Annotated in this window: 14 protein-coding genes and 1 tRNA gene; 3 read left to right on the forward strand and 12 right to left on the reverse strand. The window is 39.4% G+C overall.

The annotated features are described in order from the left end of the window. Positions 1-20: 20 nt before the first annotated feature. The 4 genes from DESACI_RS13930 to DESACI_RS13945 form a co-directional block, all read right to left on the reverse strand. Positions 21-1,163: an acyl-CoA dehydrogenase gene (locus DESACI_RS13930; protein ID WP_014827830.1), complete on the reverse strand. Its 1,143-nt coding sequence runs from the start codon at positions 1,161-1,163 to the stop codon at positions 21-23. Between the two features lie 33 nt (positions 1,164-1,196). Next, positions 1,197-1,979 (reverse strand): short-chain-enoyl-CoA hydratase, encoded by a 783-nt coding sequence (locus DESACI_RS13935; RefSeq protein ID WP_014827831.1) that lies wholly within the window; start codon positions 1,977-1,979, stop codon positions 1,197-1,199. Positions 1,980-2,082: 103 nt separating this feature from the next. After that, positions 2,083-2,928 (reverse strand): 3-hydroxybutyryl-CoA dehydrogenase, encoded by an 846-nt coding sequence (locus tag DESACI_RS13940; protein ID WP_014827832.1) that lies wholly within the window; start codon positions 2,926-2,928, stop codon positions 2,083-2,085. A 372-nt stretch (positions 2,929-3,300) separates the two neighbouring features. After that, the gene (locus DESACI_RS13945; RefSeq protein ID WP_014827833.1) at positions 3,301-5,025 is read right to left on the reverse strand and encodes a sigma-54 interaction domain-containing protein; all 1,725 of its coding nucleotides are present in this window, start codon (positions 5,023-5,025) and stop codon (positions 3,301-3,303) included. Positions 5,026-5,674: 649 nt separating this feature from the next. Between DESACI_RS13945 and DESACI_RS13950 the strand changes: the two genes are divergently transcribed. Continuing rightward, positions 5,675-6,337, forward strand: coding sequence for a Crp/Fnr family transcriptional regulator (locus DESACI_RS13950; protein ID WP_049804126.1), 663 nt, complete (start codon positions 5,675-5,677; stop codon positions 6,335-6,337). Here the strand turns inward: DESACI_RS13950 and DESACI_RS23725 are convergent. The 4 genes from DESACI_RS23725 to DESACI_RS13965 form a co-directional block, all read right to left on the reverse strand. Next, complete coding sequence (locus DESACI_RS23725) at positions 6,261-6,926, reverse strand: 4Fe-4S dicluster domain-containing protein (protein ID WP_014827836.1); 666 nt, start codon at positions 6,924-6,926, stop codon at positions 6,261-6,263. The two genes, DESACI_RS13950 and DESACI_RS23725, sit on opposite strands and share 77 nt — an antisense overlap. A gap of 315 nt (positions 6,927-7,241) precedes the next feature. Next, a complete protein-coding gene (phoU, locus tag DESACI_RS13955; protein ID WP_014827837.1) occupies positions 7,242-7,901 on the reverse strand; it encodes a phosphate signaling complex protein PhoU in 660 nt (219 codons plus the stop codon). Positions 7,902-8,127: 226 nt separating this feature from the next. Then, a complete protein-coding gene (locus DESACI_RS13960; protein ID WP_014827838.1) occupies positions 8,128-8,553 on the reverse strand; it encodes a CBS domain-containing protein in 426 nt (141 codons plus the stop codon). 146 nt (positions 8,554-8,699) lie between these two features. After that, entirely contained in the window at positions 8,700-9,437 is a 738-nt protein-coding gene (locus DESACI_RS13965) for a hypothetical protein (RefSeq protein WP_014827839.1), read from the reverse strand. Between the two features lie 650 nt (positions 9,438-10,087). Here DESACI_RS13965 and DESACI_RS13970 point away from each other — a divergent pair. Beyond that, complete coding sequence (locus DESACI_RS13970) at positions 10,088-12,148, forward strand: (Fe-S)-binding protein (protein WP_014827840.1); 2,061 nt, start codon at positions 10,088-10,090, stop codon at positions 12,146-12,148. Between the two features lie 170 nt (positions 12,149-12,318). Then, the gene (locus DESACI_RS13975; protein ID WP_014827841.1) at positions 12,319-12,729 is read left to right on the forward strand and encodes a hypothetical protein; all 411 of its coding nucleotides are present in this window, start codon (positions 12,319-12,321) and stop codon (positions 12,727-12,729) included. 139 nt (positions 12,730-12,868) lie between these two features. On the opposite strand, the gene DESACI_RS13980 is transcribed toward DESACI_RS13975, so the two are convergent. The 4 genes from DESACI_RS13980 to pepV form a co-directional block, all read right to left on the reverse strand. Then, positions 12,869-13,453 carry an NADPH-dependent FMN reductase gene (locus DESACI_RS13980; RefSeq protein WP_014827842.1) on the reverse strand — a complete coding sequence of 195 codons (585 nt, stop codon included), beginning with the start codon at positions 13,451-13,453 and terminating at the stop codon, positions 12,869-12,871. 243 nt (positions 13,454-13,696) lie between these two features. Next, complete coding sequence (locus tag DESACI_RS23125) at positions 13,697-14,044, reverse strand: hypothetical protein (protein ID WP_014827843.1); 348 nt, start codon at positions 14,042-14,044, stop codon at positions 13,697-13,699. A 447-nt stretch (positions 14,045-14,491) separates the two neighbouring features. Next, positions 14,492-14,567, reverse strand: a tRNA-Lys gene (locus DESACI_RS13990). A 119-nt stretch (positions 14,568-14,686) separates the two neighbouring features. Further along, complete coding sequence (gene pepV, locus DESACI_RS13995; RefSeq protein WP_014827844.1) at positions 14,687-16,087, reverse strand: dipeptidase PepV; 1,401 nt, start codon at positions 16,085-16,087, stop codon at positions 14,687-14,689. Between the last annotated feature and the right edge of the window lie 39 nt (positions 16,088-16,126).

Genomic DNA, 16,126 nt, shown 5'->3' on the forward strand with positions numbered 1-16,126 from the left:
AGTATTGAAGGATTCTTATATTATCCTTTAAGGATATGGCTGCTAATAACGACACGTTGAATCTCATTGGTTCCTTCATAAATTTCCGTAATTTTGGCATCCCGCATCATACGCTCAGCTGGATATTCACGTGTATAACCATATCCTCCATGGAGTTGAACTCCCATGGTCGTCACAGCCATTGCCGTTTCAGAAGCAAACAATTTAGCCATTGCCGATGCCTTGGAAACCGGTACGTGTGCATCAGCCATTTTACAAGCTTTATAAACGAGCAAGCGAGCAGCTTCAATTTGAGTTGCCATATCGGCCAGTTTAAATTGAGTGTTCTGGAACTCTGAAATGGCTTTGCCGAATTGCACACGTTCTTTTGTGTACTTCATGCATTGCTCATAGGCTCCTTGAGCAATACCTAAAGCTTGGGATGCAATTCCAATCCGACCAAAATCAAGGGTCTGCATCGCAATTTTAAATCCTTGGCCTTCTTCACCCAAGAGATTTGCAGCAGGTACATGAACATCTTCAAACACTAACTCATAGGTTGCCGAGGAACGAATCCCCATCTTCTTCTCTTTTTTACCAAAGGAGAATCCAGGCATGCCTTTTTCAATAATAAAAGCGGCAATTCCGCGATTACCTTTGCTCTTATCCATTTGGGCTGTAACAACATACGTATCAGCATAATAGGCGTTGGTAATAAAGATTTTGCTGCCATTTAAGATATACTCATCGCCTTGACGAACTGCTGTAGTTCTCGTTCCGGAAGCATCGGAGCCAGCCATGGGTTCTGTTAAACCAAACGCTCCAAGTTTTTCACCTGTGGCTAAAGGAACTAGATATTTCTTCTTTTGCTCTTCCGTTCCAAATTTATAGATAGGGTTGGCACAAAGGCTGGAATGAGCAGAAATTGTAACACCCACTGAAGCATCAACCCGGGAAAGTTCTTCAACGGCAATAGCATAGGAAATATAATCTGCTCCTACACCGCCATACTCTTCAGGGAAAGTAATGCCGGCTAATCCAAGCTCACCGGCTTTTTTCCAGATCTCTACAGAAAACTCTTCAGTTTCATCCCGATGTTCCGCACCCGGTGCACATTCCTTTTCTGCAAAATCACGTACCATTTTTCTCATCATGATATGGTCTTCAGTTAAATCAAAATTCATGAAACTCAGCCTCCAATTATTTTTCTTCTAGTTTTATCGTCCTTCAAAGTTAGGTTTGCGTTTTTCTACAAAAGCAGTACAGCCTTCTGTTTGGTCTGATGTACTAAAGGTTAAGCCGAAAACTTCAGCTTCATAACCCTGAGCACTATCTAAGTCTAAATTAATTCCTCTTTGAATGGCGCTCTTGGTTAACTGGACAGCCACAGGAGCTCTTCCTGCAATTCTCTGAGCAAGTTTCAGAGCCTCCTCCATTAAAGAGTCTAAAGGATATACTTTATTGACAAGTCCAATGCGGTAAGCTTCCTGAGCATCAATGATATCACCGCTAAACAGCAATTCGCTGGCCAGTCCGGTACCTACTAAACGCGGCAAACGCTGAGTCCCCCCAAATCCGGCGGTAAGCCCTAGCGTCACTTCCGGTTGTCCGAATTTGGCATTCTCGGCGGCAATGCGAATATCACATGCCATTGCCAGTTCACATCCTCCGCCTAAGGCAAAACCATTAACGGCGGCGATCACAGGCTGAGGCAAAAGCTCCAGTTTTCGGAAGGTTGCCTGACCCAATTGAGCAAATCGGCGGCCTTCTAAAGGAGAAAAGTCTTTCATTTGAGAAATGTCTGCCCCGGCAATAAATGCTTTTTCACCGCTGCCTGTAATAACGAGTGCTTTGACACTGGAATCTCTCCCCAGTTCATCAAGGGCGGTGGACAGTTCCGACAATGTGTCACTGTTTAAAGCATTTAAGGCTTTCGGCCGATTGATTGTTAGGACAGCAATATTTCCTTGTTGTTGAAGCAAAAGATTGGTGTACTCCACGCTTTGACCTCCTCATTTTACAAATCTCATAAATATCCTCACTCTTTAATGGAGCAGATATTACAGCAAAGACTTGTATTAGCCATGATAACGACCTTCTGTATTATGACTCATATTGATAGAAGCCTCGGCCCGTCTTCCTTCCTAACCAACCTGCTTTGACATATTTGCGAAGTAATGGGCAAGGACGATATTTATCGCCTAATCCTTCGTGGAGAACCTCCATAATTGACAGGACTGTATCCAAGCCGATCAAATCAGCTAAAGCCAACGGACCCATAGGGTGGTTCATCCCCAGTTTCATGACGTTATCAATAGCTTCAACCGTTGCGATGCCTTCAGAAAGTGTATAAATGGCCTCGTTGAGCATGGGGATTAAAATCCTATTGGCAACAAAACCTGGAGCATCATTAACCTCTACTGGTGTTTTACCCATCTTTATACTAAGGTCTTCGATGGTGGAATAAACGTCATTGCTGGTAGCTAAGCCACGAATAACCTCGACAAGTTTCATTACTGGAACAGGGTTCATAAAGTGCATCCCTATTACTCGGTCAGGACGTTTCGTGCAAGCAGCAATTTCAGTAATCGGGAGTGATGAAGTGTTCGTTGCAAGAATCGTATGTTCAGGGCAAATCACGTCAAGCTGAGAAAAGATCTGTACCTTTATGGCCATATTTTCCACTGCCGCTTCAATGACCAAATCTACGGAAGCTGCATCTTGCAAGGAAGTAGATTTAGTGATTCGGGACAAAATACTATCTTTTTCCTCTGCCGGCAGCTTTCCTTTTTCTACCGAACGATTCAGATTCTTCTCAATGATCCCAAAGCCACGATTCACGAATTCTTCTTTAATGTCATTTAGGACAACGGAATAACCTGCTTGAGCTGCGACTTGGGCGATCCCGCCACCCATTTGTCCTGCCCCGATAACCATGATTGTTTTCACACATGCTCCTCCTTTTTCTATTATAATTTTTAGTACCCGCAGAAATGGGTGATTCCGAATCATACGAATCTTAATGCAATTTCCATGCCATTTATTATTCAATAGATTCAGAATCTTAAATCCGGCTCTGACAAGCCTTCCAGTGACTGATCTATGAATATTAAATAAGAAAAGAAACGGAAACTGTAAACGTTTATTGACACTAATTTAATGCGAACAAGGCATTTGCGATTTATTTCCAGCGAAAATCAAAATGTCTATAAATTGAGACATGTTCACGAACGTTTACATGTCTGTTTTAAATATTCTGACCATTAAAGAGAACTGCCTTTAAAAGAACAAGGAAATCTACAGCTCTACAAGAGTATATCCTTAATGAAGATCATGTTTTATTAATTTCTTATATAAGCCCGCACGCGATAGACCTAAACTTTTTGCCGCTTGCACTTTATTGCCGTTGGTTGCATCCAAAGCATAAATTAATGCTTCTTTTTCCACGGTATCAAGAATACTCTCCAAAGTTCCTGAAAGATGGCGAGTTTCCGTACCCGCTAAAATTTGCAAATAACTCGGCAAATGCTTTAACTGAATTTCCGAACCATCAAGCATATTAAAGGCTCTCTCAATAATGTTCTCAAGTTCACGGACATTCCCAGGCCAACGATAATTTAGAAATACTTTTCTTGTTTCCTCCGAAACTCCTGTGACCGATTGAGCAAATTGAAGATTAAACTTCTTTATAAAGGTATCAATGAGAGCATCTATATCTTCTATTCTGTCTCTTAAAGGCGGAATTGTTAAGGTGACAACGTTTAAACGATAATACAAGTCCTCACGAAACTGTTTTTCACGAATCATCGTTTCGAGATCACGGTTTGTAGCAGCCACTAGCCGAACCTGTATTTTTCGTGGTTTACTGCTGCCAAGACGTTCAATTTCTCGTTCTTGCAGTACACGAAGCAATTTAACTTGCATCGCCATTTCCATATCCCCGATTTCATCAAGGAACAAGGTTCCACCGTCAGCGAGTTCAAACTTGCCGATCTTACCTCCTTTTCGGGCCCCGGTAAAAGCTCCCTCTTCATAACCAAACAATTCAGATTCCAGCAGATTTCCCGGAACCGCGGCACAATTTACTTTTATGAAGGGACCTTCTTTGTTTAAGCTCTCCATATGAAGCAATTGGGCAAATAATTCTTTTCCTGTCCCGCTTTCTCCTCTTAAAAGAACCGTAGATTCTGATTTCGCAACTCGAAGAGCAATTTGCACCAAAGAAACCATGCGAGGATTTTTCCCTTTTAAAAGCTCTATGGCAGAAAAATTTTTCTTCAGAATGGTTTTTTTATAATAATCAAGTTCTGAGCGTAGCGAATTAACTTTTTTCGTCAAAGCATATAGTTCATTGACATCTTTAAAGACAACCTTACCTAACGCCCCAACTATTTTTCCTTCTTGAGTAATAGGAATTCTGCTGGCGATGATTTCATGACCATTTAAATCATGAATATAGCCATGAACAGGTTGTCCCGTAACCAGTACATCCGTAAATTTTGGATTTTCATAAATTTCCTGGATGTGTTTTCCGATCATTTCCTCAGGAGATTTGTTAAAGAAATTAGCGAAAGCTTGATTCGTCATGGTTACAATTCCCTTTTCGTTCGTGACAATTAAACCATCGTAAGCAGTATTAAGAACAACCTCCAGAGTTCGTTGAAGTTGCTTCGTTTTTTCATGTTCGATTACTAAGTTATCAATTACGTTTTGGAGATCTGTAATATCCTGAAATACTGCCACGGCTCCCACGAGCTCACCATGAATATGAATAGGCGTGCGATTACTTAATAGAACCTTATTATTCATGGTCAACTGCTGGCCTAACTCAGGAATTCCTTTTTCGAATACTCTTAATAACCCGGTTCCGGGAAAATAGGTGGTAATTGATTGCCCAACAAGGTCGCGATCCGGAGTTTGCAGAATATTATAGACAGCCCTATTAGCGTAGATTATTTGGCCTTCTAAGTTGACGGCAATCACTGCATTATTCGTGTTATCGAGTATTTTATCTATAGGAATTGTTCCAGACTGCTGCTCCAGCATCGTTGAGAGCCCCCCTGAAATTTCTGTCTAGTCAATCATATTCGACAGAAATCAAACGAATCCTTCTACTGAAGCGCTTAGTGTTTTCTTCCCTAACAGTCCTATTTACAACGCTAAAAGGGTCTAATACCGATCAGTTTTTAACCCAAGTCATTCTTGCGGCCTCTAGCGCGGGCGACTGCCTAGAATGCCGCTAAGCGGCATGGAAGTCTGATAATGTAAAAAATTGAGGAGTGTGCTTACTTATTTCACACTCCTCAATCTCTTTAACCATTTGGTATTGTTTTCTGGATATTTCGTTCTTTGTGAGTATCATATTCAGTGTAATGGGGATCAGATTTGGTAACGGGAGATTTCGGTCGAGATACTTTCTTTCGAGCGCCCATATCCATCCTCCCTTTCGATCATTTTTACACTCTATATCTTTTCCAAGATAAAAAGTCTTATGCTTTTAATCGTTGTTGTTTAAAGAACGAAATTTTGGAGAAACACATCTATGAAAAGAAAATCCCATAAATCCGTTTTAAATTTTGACTCTTTTTACGCTATAATAAAGAGAAAAGCTAATCGACTGATTGCTACGGGGAGGTATGACGTGTTTAAAGAGCAAAAAATTAAAGAGTTATTGACGATAAAACCTTTCACAACAATGTCTGATGAATTTATTGATTTTTGTATAACCCATGGCCGAACGCGTCATTATGCACCAAAACAATACCTTTACTTTGCCGGAGATGAAGGAAATACTGTCTACTTTCTATTATCCGGAAGAATCAGATTATATCTAATGGGAGAGTTAACTGAAAAGATCATCCGAGTCTTAAGCCCCCCGGTATTCTTTCCTGAAGTAATTCTGGATGGAAGGCCATACCCTCATGCAGCACTTTGTATCGAAGAAACAGAAGTTCTTGCTCTTAATCGCGAGACTTTAATACATTTTATCCAAAGCAACCCTTCTATTCTTTGGGGGTTCTACAAAATGTTAGCCTTGGATTTGCGACGCTCTTATCGTCAAATCCGAAATCTCTCCATTGGTGACGCCCGGTTGCGCCTAGGGGCAAAATTGTATGCCCTAGCTCATGTTCATGGACAATCAACGTCTAAAGGAGTATTGATTACAATTCCTTTATCTGCCACGGAACTTGCCGGGATGTGTAGTCTGGCCCGAGAATCAGTAAGCCGTATCTTAAGCGAATTAAAGGAATCTCATTTAATCGAAATTGATAAAAAAAGTATTACCGTTTCTGATCCTCAAAAATTGAGTCTTTGGATCCACGACCGCTCTGTACGTTCTCGCTCTGCTCTTGAGTAAGATGAATAGAATCCAAAAAATGCGTTAAGCGTTCCTCCGGTTCCCCTTGATCTATATACCGTTGGAGTGTTTCAATGACCCAAGACACTACTTCATCATCTGTTTTGAGTTGACCGGCCAGTCTGGCAAATTGCGGATGGCGGCCTACTCTTCCACCATATCGTACTATCCACCCCTTTTCGGATCCGGACAACGTACCTGTTGGGCAAACTCTTAGACAATCTCCGCAGGATATACATTTGTCTTGATTTATAATAATCTCCTGTGATTCTCTTGTTATTGCTTTCTCAAGGCAAGCGCCAATACAGACATCACACTCTGCGCAGGGTATTTCAGTAATTTTTGGAACAACATATCCAGATATACCGAAATCCTTGATATTGGGTTGCGAACATCCATTAGGGCACCCTGCCACACTGATTTTTGGTAAATGATGATAATGAACGGGTGTAAATTTTTGAGCAAGAGTTTGTAAAAGGTTTAATTCATCGAGTTTCTTAAGCATTTTTTCATAGAGGTTTTGCCAATTACAAGCAGCTTTAGGACAATTTGGCCGGCAATGTTCAAGTTGAAATCCATTCTGTTGCATCTTATCTTCCTCCGGGAAACGATTATTTAAAAATTTTTCGCTACTCGTTAGTATAGATTAGCTTAACAAAAAAATTTCTTCAGTGATGTGTTTTAAATCACATTTACTGCCATGATATTAGATTTTACTTGTCAACTTTGACAGTCAAGATCTTCTCTAACCATAGTGTGGAGAATAAAAAAACAGATGAAGTCCAACTTCATCTGTTTTTCTGTTCGTATCTGTTCTCTCCTGTTCTCCTTAGATATCGTTATTTATCCCCATCAAGACTTCCATTTCTAACTTCTAGTACGTGGAGATTACTCCATTGTTTTCTTAATCGTTCAAATTCACTCTCTTACCCGAACATAGATATACAATTTCTTCAGAAATATTTGTGCAATAATCTCCGAATCGCTCTAAGAACCTGCAGGCAAAAAGCAAATAATTTGCTTGATGAACCTGTTCTGGTTTTGACATCATAATGCCTTTTAAATCTTCAAAGGCTTGAGAATATATTTTATCAACCTCATCATCCATTATAGCCATAGAAGCCGCGGCATCGCAGTCTTCTTGAACATAAGCTTTAAGTCCAAGATCAAGCATTTCTTTTACCTTAGCGCTCATTTGCTGAATATTCATTAAAGGCATAATCAAGGATTCTTGGCCTATCCTGTTGGTTAACTTTGCCAGATCGACTGATAGGTCACCCATTCTTTCAAGATAAATGGCAATTTTTAACCCGGCGACTACTTTACGTAAATCACGGGCATAGGGTTGCTGGGTTGCAATCAAACGAATACAATGTTCTTCAATTTTCGCTTGAAGGTCGTTGACCACAGAATCATCGGAGATAACCTTATTTGCTAATGTAAGATCCTGATCAAGCAGAGATTTCACGGCAGAACTAATTCGGTTATCAACCATTTTCCCCAGATCGAGAATATTCAAACGAAGGTCTTCCAAATCGCGATCAAATTTTTGACGCATTGGCATCTTTTCGCCCTCCTCTCCTTCATTATTTACTCAAGTTTATCATCACTATTACCAATAGAAAAATCTCTCTTTTTAATTGCAAAGACATTTCCTTTCCAATTTTTCTTCATGTCCTGCGACTGCCTAATGCTTTGAGGATCAGACGCTGCCGGGATTTGCATAAAAAAACCACGAAAACGTGGTTTAGCTGCAATTAATCCATCGACCCATTACACATCGGCCGTGACTAATCCAGGGACTCTTCTTTCTTCTGAAGCAACAACTTAGAACAATATTCAATCATTTCACGACGCCTTACAATTCCAATAAAAGTCTGCTGGTCATCCACAACTGGTACGAAATTTTGCACAACAGCTCGGGAAATTAAATCCTCAATTTGTGCATCAATCGTAACCGGTAAATTCTGAACATGCTGTTCCACATCGCATAAATGTATATCTTCCGTGTTATGAAATGTTAATCCAGGAGTATTCTTTAGCTTCCAAAGCAAATCCCCTTCAGTTATTGTCCCTACATATTTCCCATCATTATTGATAAGAGGTACTGCCGAATAGCTGTGATACTCCATCCTCTCCAAGGCTTGGCGCATGGTTGCATTTTCTTTAAGATAAACAATATCCTTCTTTGGAATAAGAAAAAAAGCTACATTCATACTCTAACGCTCCGTAATATAAATCATAAAAATAATTATCCTGAAAGCTCTTCATTATCTACTTATATTATAGATAAACCCTAGAAAAAAGAAAAGATTACTCCGTCAGCTAATACATTATACTTGATATGTTTCTAAATACCAAGTTAAAAATGTTTGCTAAAACGATTTAATAAATTCACTAAGCTTTCCGGCGTAAACTGCAGAATGGCAGGCTTACCAGCAGGAGCTTCCTGCAAGGGCTTAGCCCCTGTTGTCTGGGGAGGTACCACCGCTCTGACAAAAATTGTTGCTAATAATTCTAAGATAAACATCGGTAAGGCTCCGCGCAAGCCGGGAAACGTAATGATCGGTACAATAAGGAAGACCGTAGGTCCAAATGGATTGCCTACAAAATCTCCCCAAACAGTTAAGGCCACAACAACAGGAGCTTCAGGAGATTCCAAAGTTCCGGAGGTGACATCAGGTCGATAACCTGGGGGTTGAACAGCCGTGGGTTGAACAGCGGAACTTGGAATAGAACTGCGAGACACTGAATTTAAAAATTCTTGTAAATCTCCCATAGACATACTCACAGATTGTTCCGGAGCTAAAACCGTTCCAGATTTAGTAGTACTTAATTCTAATCCAAAAAACCGGTTTATTAGAAAAAGAAAAATTTGAGCAGAAATCAAAATACCTAAGGATGCAAATACTTTCCCAGTTAATAATGGCTGCAGAAAAAACAGAGTTGAACTTCCGGGCGTTGAGCTTATTGGAGCAAAGAAAGAAATTCCAAAATTTAAAGGTTCCTTCGGAATATTGTCTCCAGTGGCCACGGGTTCACATGAATTATACATATTTAAGGGGGCACTTGATGACGCAGCTATTGGACTATTGTTCATGCTCTAACTCCTCTCCTAATTTAGGTTATGGAGCTTTTTTAAAAATGTAACTGCTGCGTGAGGATCCTCTCGGTTTAAGTTAATTATATTTGGAATGCCAATATAACTTAATTATGGCAGTAGCCTCTGACTAATAGTGATATAAGTATTTATAATGTTCAACGAAATCACAGGTACAGCATTTCACATAATAAGTACTTCTAAAACAAGACACATCATTCTAAAATTTAAAAATCACAGTTGATTTGCATCCATAATCCGTCATGAATGACATAAAATATTACAATTCGACAATTAGCATCCATATATTAAATTAATATTAAGCGTGTTGACATAATACGACCCCAATGTTAGTCTTTGACTATAAAGAAAACGCAGGTGTATTATTAGTAATTTTTTAAATGAACTTACCGTAATAATCATCAAACGTTTTAAAGCAACCCTTACTCTTTAAGTGTAAAAATTCACAAAAAAAGTGAATTATTTCACTTGTTTAACTTTTCAAAATTTTATAATTTAGAAGGGGTTGGTATTTACTGGAGCATGAAGGTGGTAGTTCTGGGATCCTAATCCTAGGGTTGTATGAGTTTTAGTAGGTTTAATTTTCAATCTTTAAAAAGTAAAGAGTTTATTTAAATGGAGGGAGTTAAATGCGTTTAAGTTGGCTAATAGTTTTCCTGATCATGGCTGTCGTTGCAATTGGGTTATTTAGTTCTGCCTTAAAGAAAAAGATTGGTATTCTGGCTTTAGGGGCTAAAGTAGAAGATGAAAGATTTGAAAACCCTCAAAAACGCTTTATGAATTTTGTATCCTTAGTCTTAGGACAAAAGAAAATAATCAACGAGCCTTATGGAATTATTCATTTTTTCATTTTCTGGGGATTTATTTTTATCTGTTTGGGAGAATTACCATTAATATTTGAAGGAATTTTTCCTGCCTATTCCTTTCCCTTTTTAGGTACAAACCCTTATTTTTATATGATCAAGGATATCTTGACCCTATTTGTTACCATTGGCTTAATTATTAGTTCTATCAGAAGGTGGGTCTTCAAACCAGCTCAATTATATCGTTCTAAAGAAGCAGCAATTATTGTCTTACTAGTTATCGGAGTCATAGTAACCGAATGGATTTCCAGCGGCGCTAAGGTCGCTCTTGAACCAACAAAAAGCGCATATGCTCTTGCAATGATGTACCATACCTTTGCCAATCTATTTATGGGACTAAGCCCAGATACATTAGTCGGAATCCAAACATCATTCTGGTGGATTCATATGGTTGTTGTCTTTAGTTTTCTCGTGTATATTCCGAATTCCAAGCATATGCACCTTTTAGCCGTTCATCCTAACACATATCTTTCATCCTTAAAACCTCTAGGTGCCCAAATTGAGAAGATTGATCTCGAAGACGAAGAACTCACTGAGTTAGGTGTTAACAGAATTGAAAGCTTTACTTGGAAACAACTATTAGACAGTTTTGCCTGCGGAGAATGTGGACGTTGTATGTCCAACTGCCCTGCCAATATTTCAGGTAAACCTTTAAACCCCAAACATTTACTCAGTCACCAACTAAAAGACCATCTCCTGGAAAAAGGTGCAGTTATGAAGGCCAAAGGCTTAACATCCACCGGTGACGAGAATGCCGAAGTGTTGGCTGAAATTGCAGAAAACGATCCGCAAGCAGCTGAAATTCTGCAAAAATCATTGATTGGGGATATTGTTACAGAAGAAGAAATTTGGGCTTGTACTACTTGCATGTCCTGTCAAGTCCAATGTCCGGTAGCAAACGAACATGTTAACAAGATCATTAATATGCGTCAATCCCTGGTTATGATGGATAGTAACTTCCCTCAAGAATTACAAACATCCTTCCGTAATGTTGAAAATAATGCCAACCCCTGGGGTGTCGGGTATACAGAGCGTGCAAATTGGGCTGCTGACCTAGATATCCCCTTAATCAGTGAAACAGAAAATGTTGAATACCTTTTCTGGGTCGGATGTGCAGGTTCTTTTGACAGCCGAGCTCAAAAAGTAACTGTAGCTATTGCCAAGATTCTTAAAGCTGCCGGAGTAAATTTTGCTATCTTGGGAACTGAAGAAAAATGCTGCGGAGACTTTGTACGCCGTTCAGGTAATGAATATTTATTCCAAACCGCTGCTGCTGAAAATGTAGAAATCTTAAATAACTATAACGTTAAGAAAATCATTACAGCTTGTCCTCACTGCTTAAATACGTTAAAGAATGAGTACCCTGAATTTGGCGGTAACTATGAAGTCATTCACCACACTCAATTCCTTAATCAATTAATTAAGGACGGCAAATTAGTACTGAATAATACGGGTTCTGTCGAACCTCAAAAGATCGTTTATCATGATTCATGTTATTTAGGACGCTATCAGCAAGAGTTTGATGCCCCCCGCTCTCTCTTTCAAATGATCCCAGGGGTGGAGATCGTTGAAATGGATCGTCATCATAATAAGAGCTTTTGCTGCGGAGCCGGCGGCGGACGCATGTGGTTAGAAGAGGAAAATCACCAACGCGTTAATAACTTAAGGGTTGAGCAAGCTCTCGAGAAGAATGCGGAAGTTATTGGTGCAAATTGCCCCTTCTGTATCACGATGTTGGAAGACGGCGTCAAAGAAAAGGTTGATACCGACAAGCAAACCGTACGGGTTGTTGACCCAGCAGAGCTTATCGCTAAAATGGTTAGTTAATACCGATTTATATCGGATTATTATCCCATTCAATTATCTACGGATTGCCAATAAATACACTTAATTTATTGATCAAAAGTCGAGATTTACAAAATTGGGATTAAACTATGTACTTTAGCTATAGCAATTTAAGCACTCTTGAGTAGATCTATTTTTTAAGGAGGCTACCCATGAATACGTGTGATAAGTCAATTCAAAGATTTACATTAGCAGGCCAAGCTAGCGGTATTAAAGAGCTTCGAGATCATGAAGTCAAAGTATATGAATCAATCTATAATGACCTCATGTCCAAACACATTGAAGCCTGTGGAGAAGTTCCTGAGGGATTAGATATTCAGGTAATCAATAAGGTTTATACCCATGATGGCGAGAATATCACTCCAATGGGTCTTGTTAATGTAAGTTTAGAATACTTGGCCAGAATTCTTACCTTTGCAAAAGGTCGGGGAATTCAATGGCAAATCGATAGCAAAGAGTGCTCTACTACCCACTTTAAAAAATTGTCTCACTTTACGGTCAATGTAAATTGTGAAAAGGATCAATTCGTGGCAATGGCCAAAGAGTTCGGATTTCGATATTAATCGCAAAGGATTACAATCTAAGGAAATGTCGTAATGACTAGAAAGGCATCCTAATCGGGATGCCTTAATTCTTTATGCCCCAAGTAGTTGCATCATTGCTTCGGCATTGCAATTAATCTTCTTTTATGCTCTTTTATCCCTATTTAACAACACTAGCTGGTTGATCCAGTTGAGGATTAGTTTTCGTTTTATCCAACAGTGCTTGAAGTAGTTTGGAGATGGATTTTCGAGCAAGATTATCAATTAACTTCCCATCTTGATCGAATTTATTTTTGGCGTTGGTTATCAAAACTTTGGGGCTTTTAAGTGTCTGTGAACGAAGTCTCAAACAAACTTGTCGAAGGTGATACTGTACTCTTGCTCCCCCTAACATGTCTGGAGATGCACTCATTATGGCCAGCGGTTTACCGCTTAACGGCAATTCTGTCCCCCTTGAAGCCCAATCCAAAGCGTTTTTTAAGACCGGAGGTATTGAATAATTATATTCTGGGGTTGAAATGAGAATAGCATCGGCCTCTGCAAGTCTTCTTTTAAAATCCGCTACAACTTGAGGCACGCCTTCAGATTCAATATCTTCATTAAAGAAAGGGATTGAAGATAGATCCAGTATTTCTAATGTAACCCATTCGGGGAGTAGTTCTGCTGACGCCCTTAAAGCCGCCATATTATAGGATTTCTCTCTCAAACTTCCAGTTAGGCCAATAATCTTTATTGTTTTTGTCATTTAAATCCCCCCTATAACGTTTCAATATAATATGTAGGTATTGTTATAAAAATCAGTATAGTTTAAACATTCAACATTTTTGATTGTTTTCCTTCCTAATTTAATAAATAATTTTGAAATTCTAAATTTTTTAAATACACAAAAAGCCAAACCACTTTTGGTTTGGCTTTTTTAGAAACTTCTCATACATGAAAGGAAAAGTAGACTACTATTTTCATAGTATATTTTTATGTTCACTTGAATCTATGAGGTCATTCTTCTTTCCATATCCCCTCGATAGGAATATTCCACCGATGGTATGTTAACCCTCGATCTCGCTCGATTTACCGCTGCCTTTTCTTTTAAGCATTGATATTCATAACTTTGCTTACCCTTAAGTTTTCCACGAACTGCGATGGCTTTGATATAGAAGGCAAGTGATCCAATTACGGCAAAAAAGATTGTTAAAACATAATATATCGTCGCTAAGTACAAGTACAAAGTATCATTATAAGTATAAATATGGCCTGTATTAAACATCATACTTTTCGAATACCCTAATCCGTAAAACAAAAAAGAAGCAATAAAACAAATCACTGAGATTTTAGGCATTATTTTACACCTCCGCATTGACGAAATTCATCCAGTTATAAATAAATTACTCATTTTATGACCTGCTCAGGCAATGAATTCATTATAGCTATTAGTACATCTATTTGGTTTTTGTTCGAACTTATGTTCTAATTATAGCACTTTCTATATAAATAGCAATAAATTTTAATAAAATTATTTATGATATTCTTTTATAGGCTATGCGAATCGTTTTTGAGGGTAACTTTTTATAGCTATTTTGCTTGCGGCACTGTCTTAAATTTAAAAACAAGTGTCTTGGTATTCCAAACACTTGTTTTTATTGTTGCCGCTGTTTTTTCTTGGTTTAAGTCTCCACTTCTCTATGCGGGAGCACTCCTTCGATCTCTTCAGTGTTGATAGGACACAACAAAGCAGGTGTCTCAGAAAACCTGAAACACCTGCCGTATCTAGCTTAACAGTAATTTTTGGTGCGCCACCGCGGGATCGAACCGCGGACCTGCCGATTAAGAGTCGGATGCTCTACCAGCTGAGCTAGTGGCGCATTAACAACACTAATTAGTATACTTAAGAATCATAAAATAGTCAAGCTATTTCATATGAGTTTTTAACCTCTGACTATTCCTTCTTCTTATTATTCCTCCGGACTATTCCCGCATACTTTTAGTGATTTTCAAGATTGCCGATATTTACAATAGCTTGAGCATAGACTTTTGTCGTTAATATCAAGTTGTCTATAGAAATATATTCATCAGCGCAATGAATCACTTCCGGTTCACCCGGAAAAACCGGGCCAAAAGCAACGCCCCGAGGGAGTGCTTTAGCGTAAGTTCCTCCTCCGATAGCAAAGGCATACGGTTCAAGTCCTGTAACATCTGCATAGGCTTTAAGCAGGGATTTTACGAGCTCACTATCTTTGGGAACATGATGTGCTTTTTGATGGTTAATAACGTCTAACGTAAATCCTTCAGCTTGGATAATTGTTTCGATAGGCTGTAAAACATCCTCTTGTTTATAGGTCACTGGATAGCGAATATCGAGAACAAATCGCACCCCATCTGACGATAATTCGAATATTCCGAGATTGAGTGAAAGTTGACCGGATGGCTCGTCGCTGAAAGCGATTCCGAATCCCTCTCCAAAAAAGCCTCTTCCAGGATGCTTTAAAATGAACTCAAGAATGTTTTGTTCCTCAGGGCTAAGCGGTAATTGCAGCAAATAGTTTAGAGCATAAAGAACAGCATTCTTTCCGTTCTGAGGAAGGCTGCCGTGTGCCCCTATGCCTTTAAACGCAAGAATAAGATCCTGAGAATCCACTTGATCCTTCAACTGCGCGCTGACCCCCTCAGGGAAGGTGCCCGTATTGATTGACTGAGCTATAAATTCATGATCGAACCCTCTTAACGTAACTTCGCAAATATCAGGAACAACATTGGCCCGTTCTCCTCCACGAATACTTACAAGATGAGGTAAGGATTCCTTAAAAGCCTTTTTCAGTTCCAGATGCAGTATCCCTTTTTCGGCATGAATCAGCGGGAACTCTGCGTCCGGTGCAAAACCGATGTTAGGAACTTCTTCCTTCTTTAGATAGTAATCCATATCTGCCCAGCCAGATTCTTCATCCGTGCCTAGTATTAGACGAACCCGCTTTTTTAAAGGAATCTTGGCATCTTTAACAGCTTTCATGGCGAATAACGCTGCCAAACTCGGCCCTTTATCATCTAAAGCGCCCCGCCCATATATTTTTCCATCCACAATCTCTGCACTGAAGGGAGGGACTGACCACCCGTCACCTTCCGGTACTACGTCCAAATGCCCTAATATTCCTAACAGCTCTCCAGCACCCATTTCAATATGGCCTGCATAACCATCGACATTCTTAACGCTGAAGCCAAGCTTTTTTCCCAATTCTAAGGTCCATTCCAAAGCATCCTGTATTCCGGGGCCAAAAGGAGCTCCAGGTGCTGCATGAGCAACATCCTTAACGCTCTTAATTCTAATACAGTCTTGAACAGCGGAGATTAGTTCTTCTTTCATGCTTTCAATTTGCTTATCGAGATCCATTATTGATCATTCCTCCATTATTTTGTTTCTTCTCTTGCC

The organism is Desulfosporosinus acidiphilus SJ4 (assembly GCF_000255115.2).
GTDB classification, from domain to species: domain Bacteria; phylum Bacillota; class Desulfitobacteriia; order Desulfitobacteriales; family Desulfitobacteriaceae; genus Desulfosporosinus; species Desulfosporosinus acidiphilus.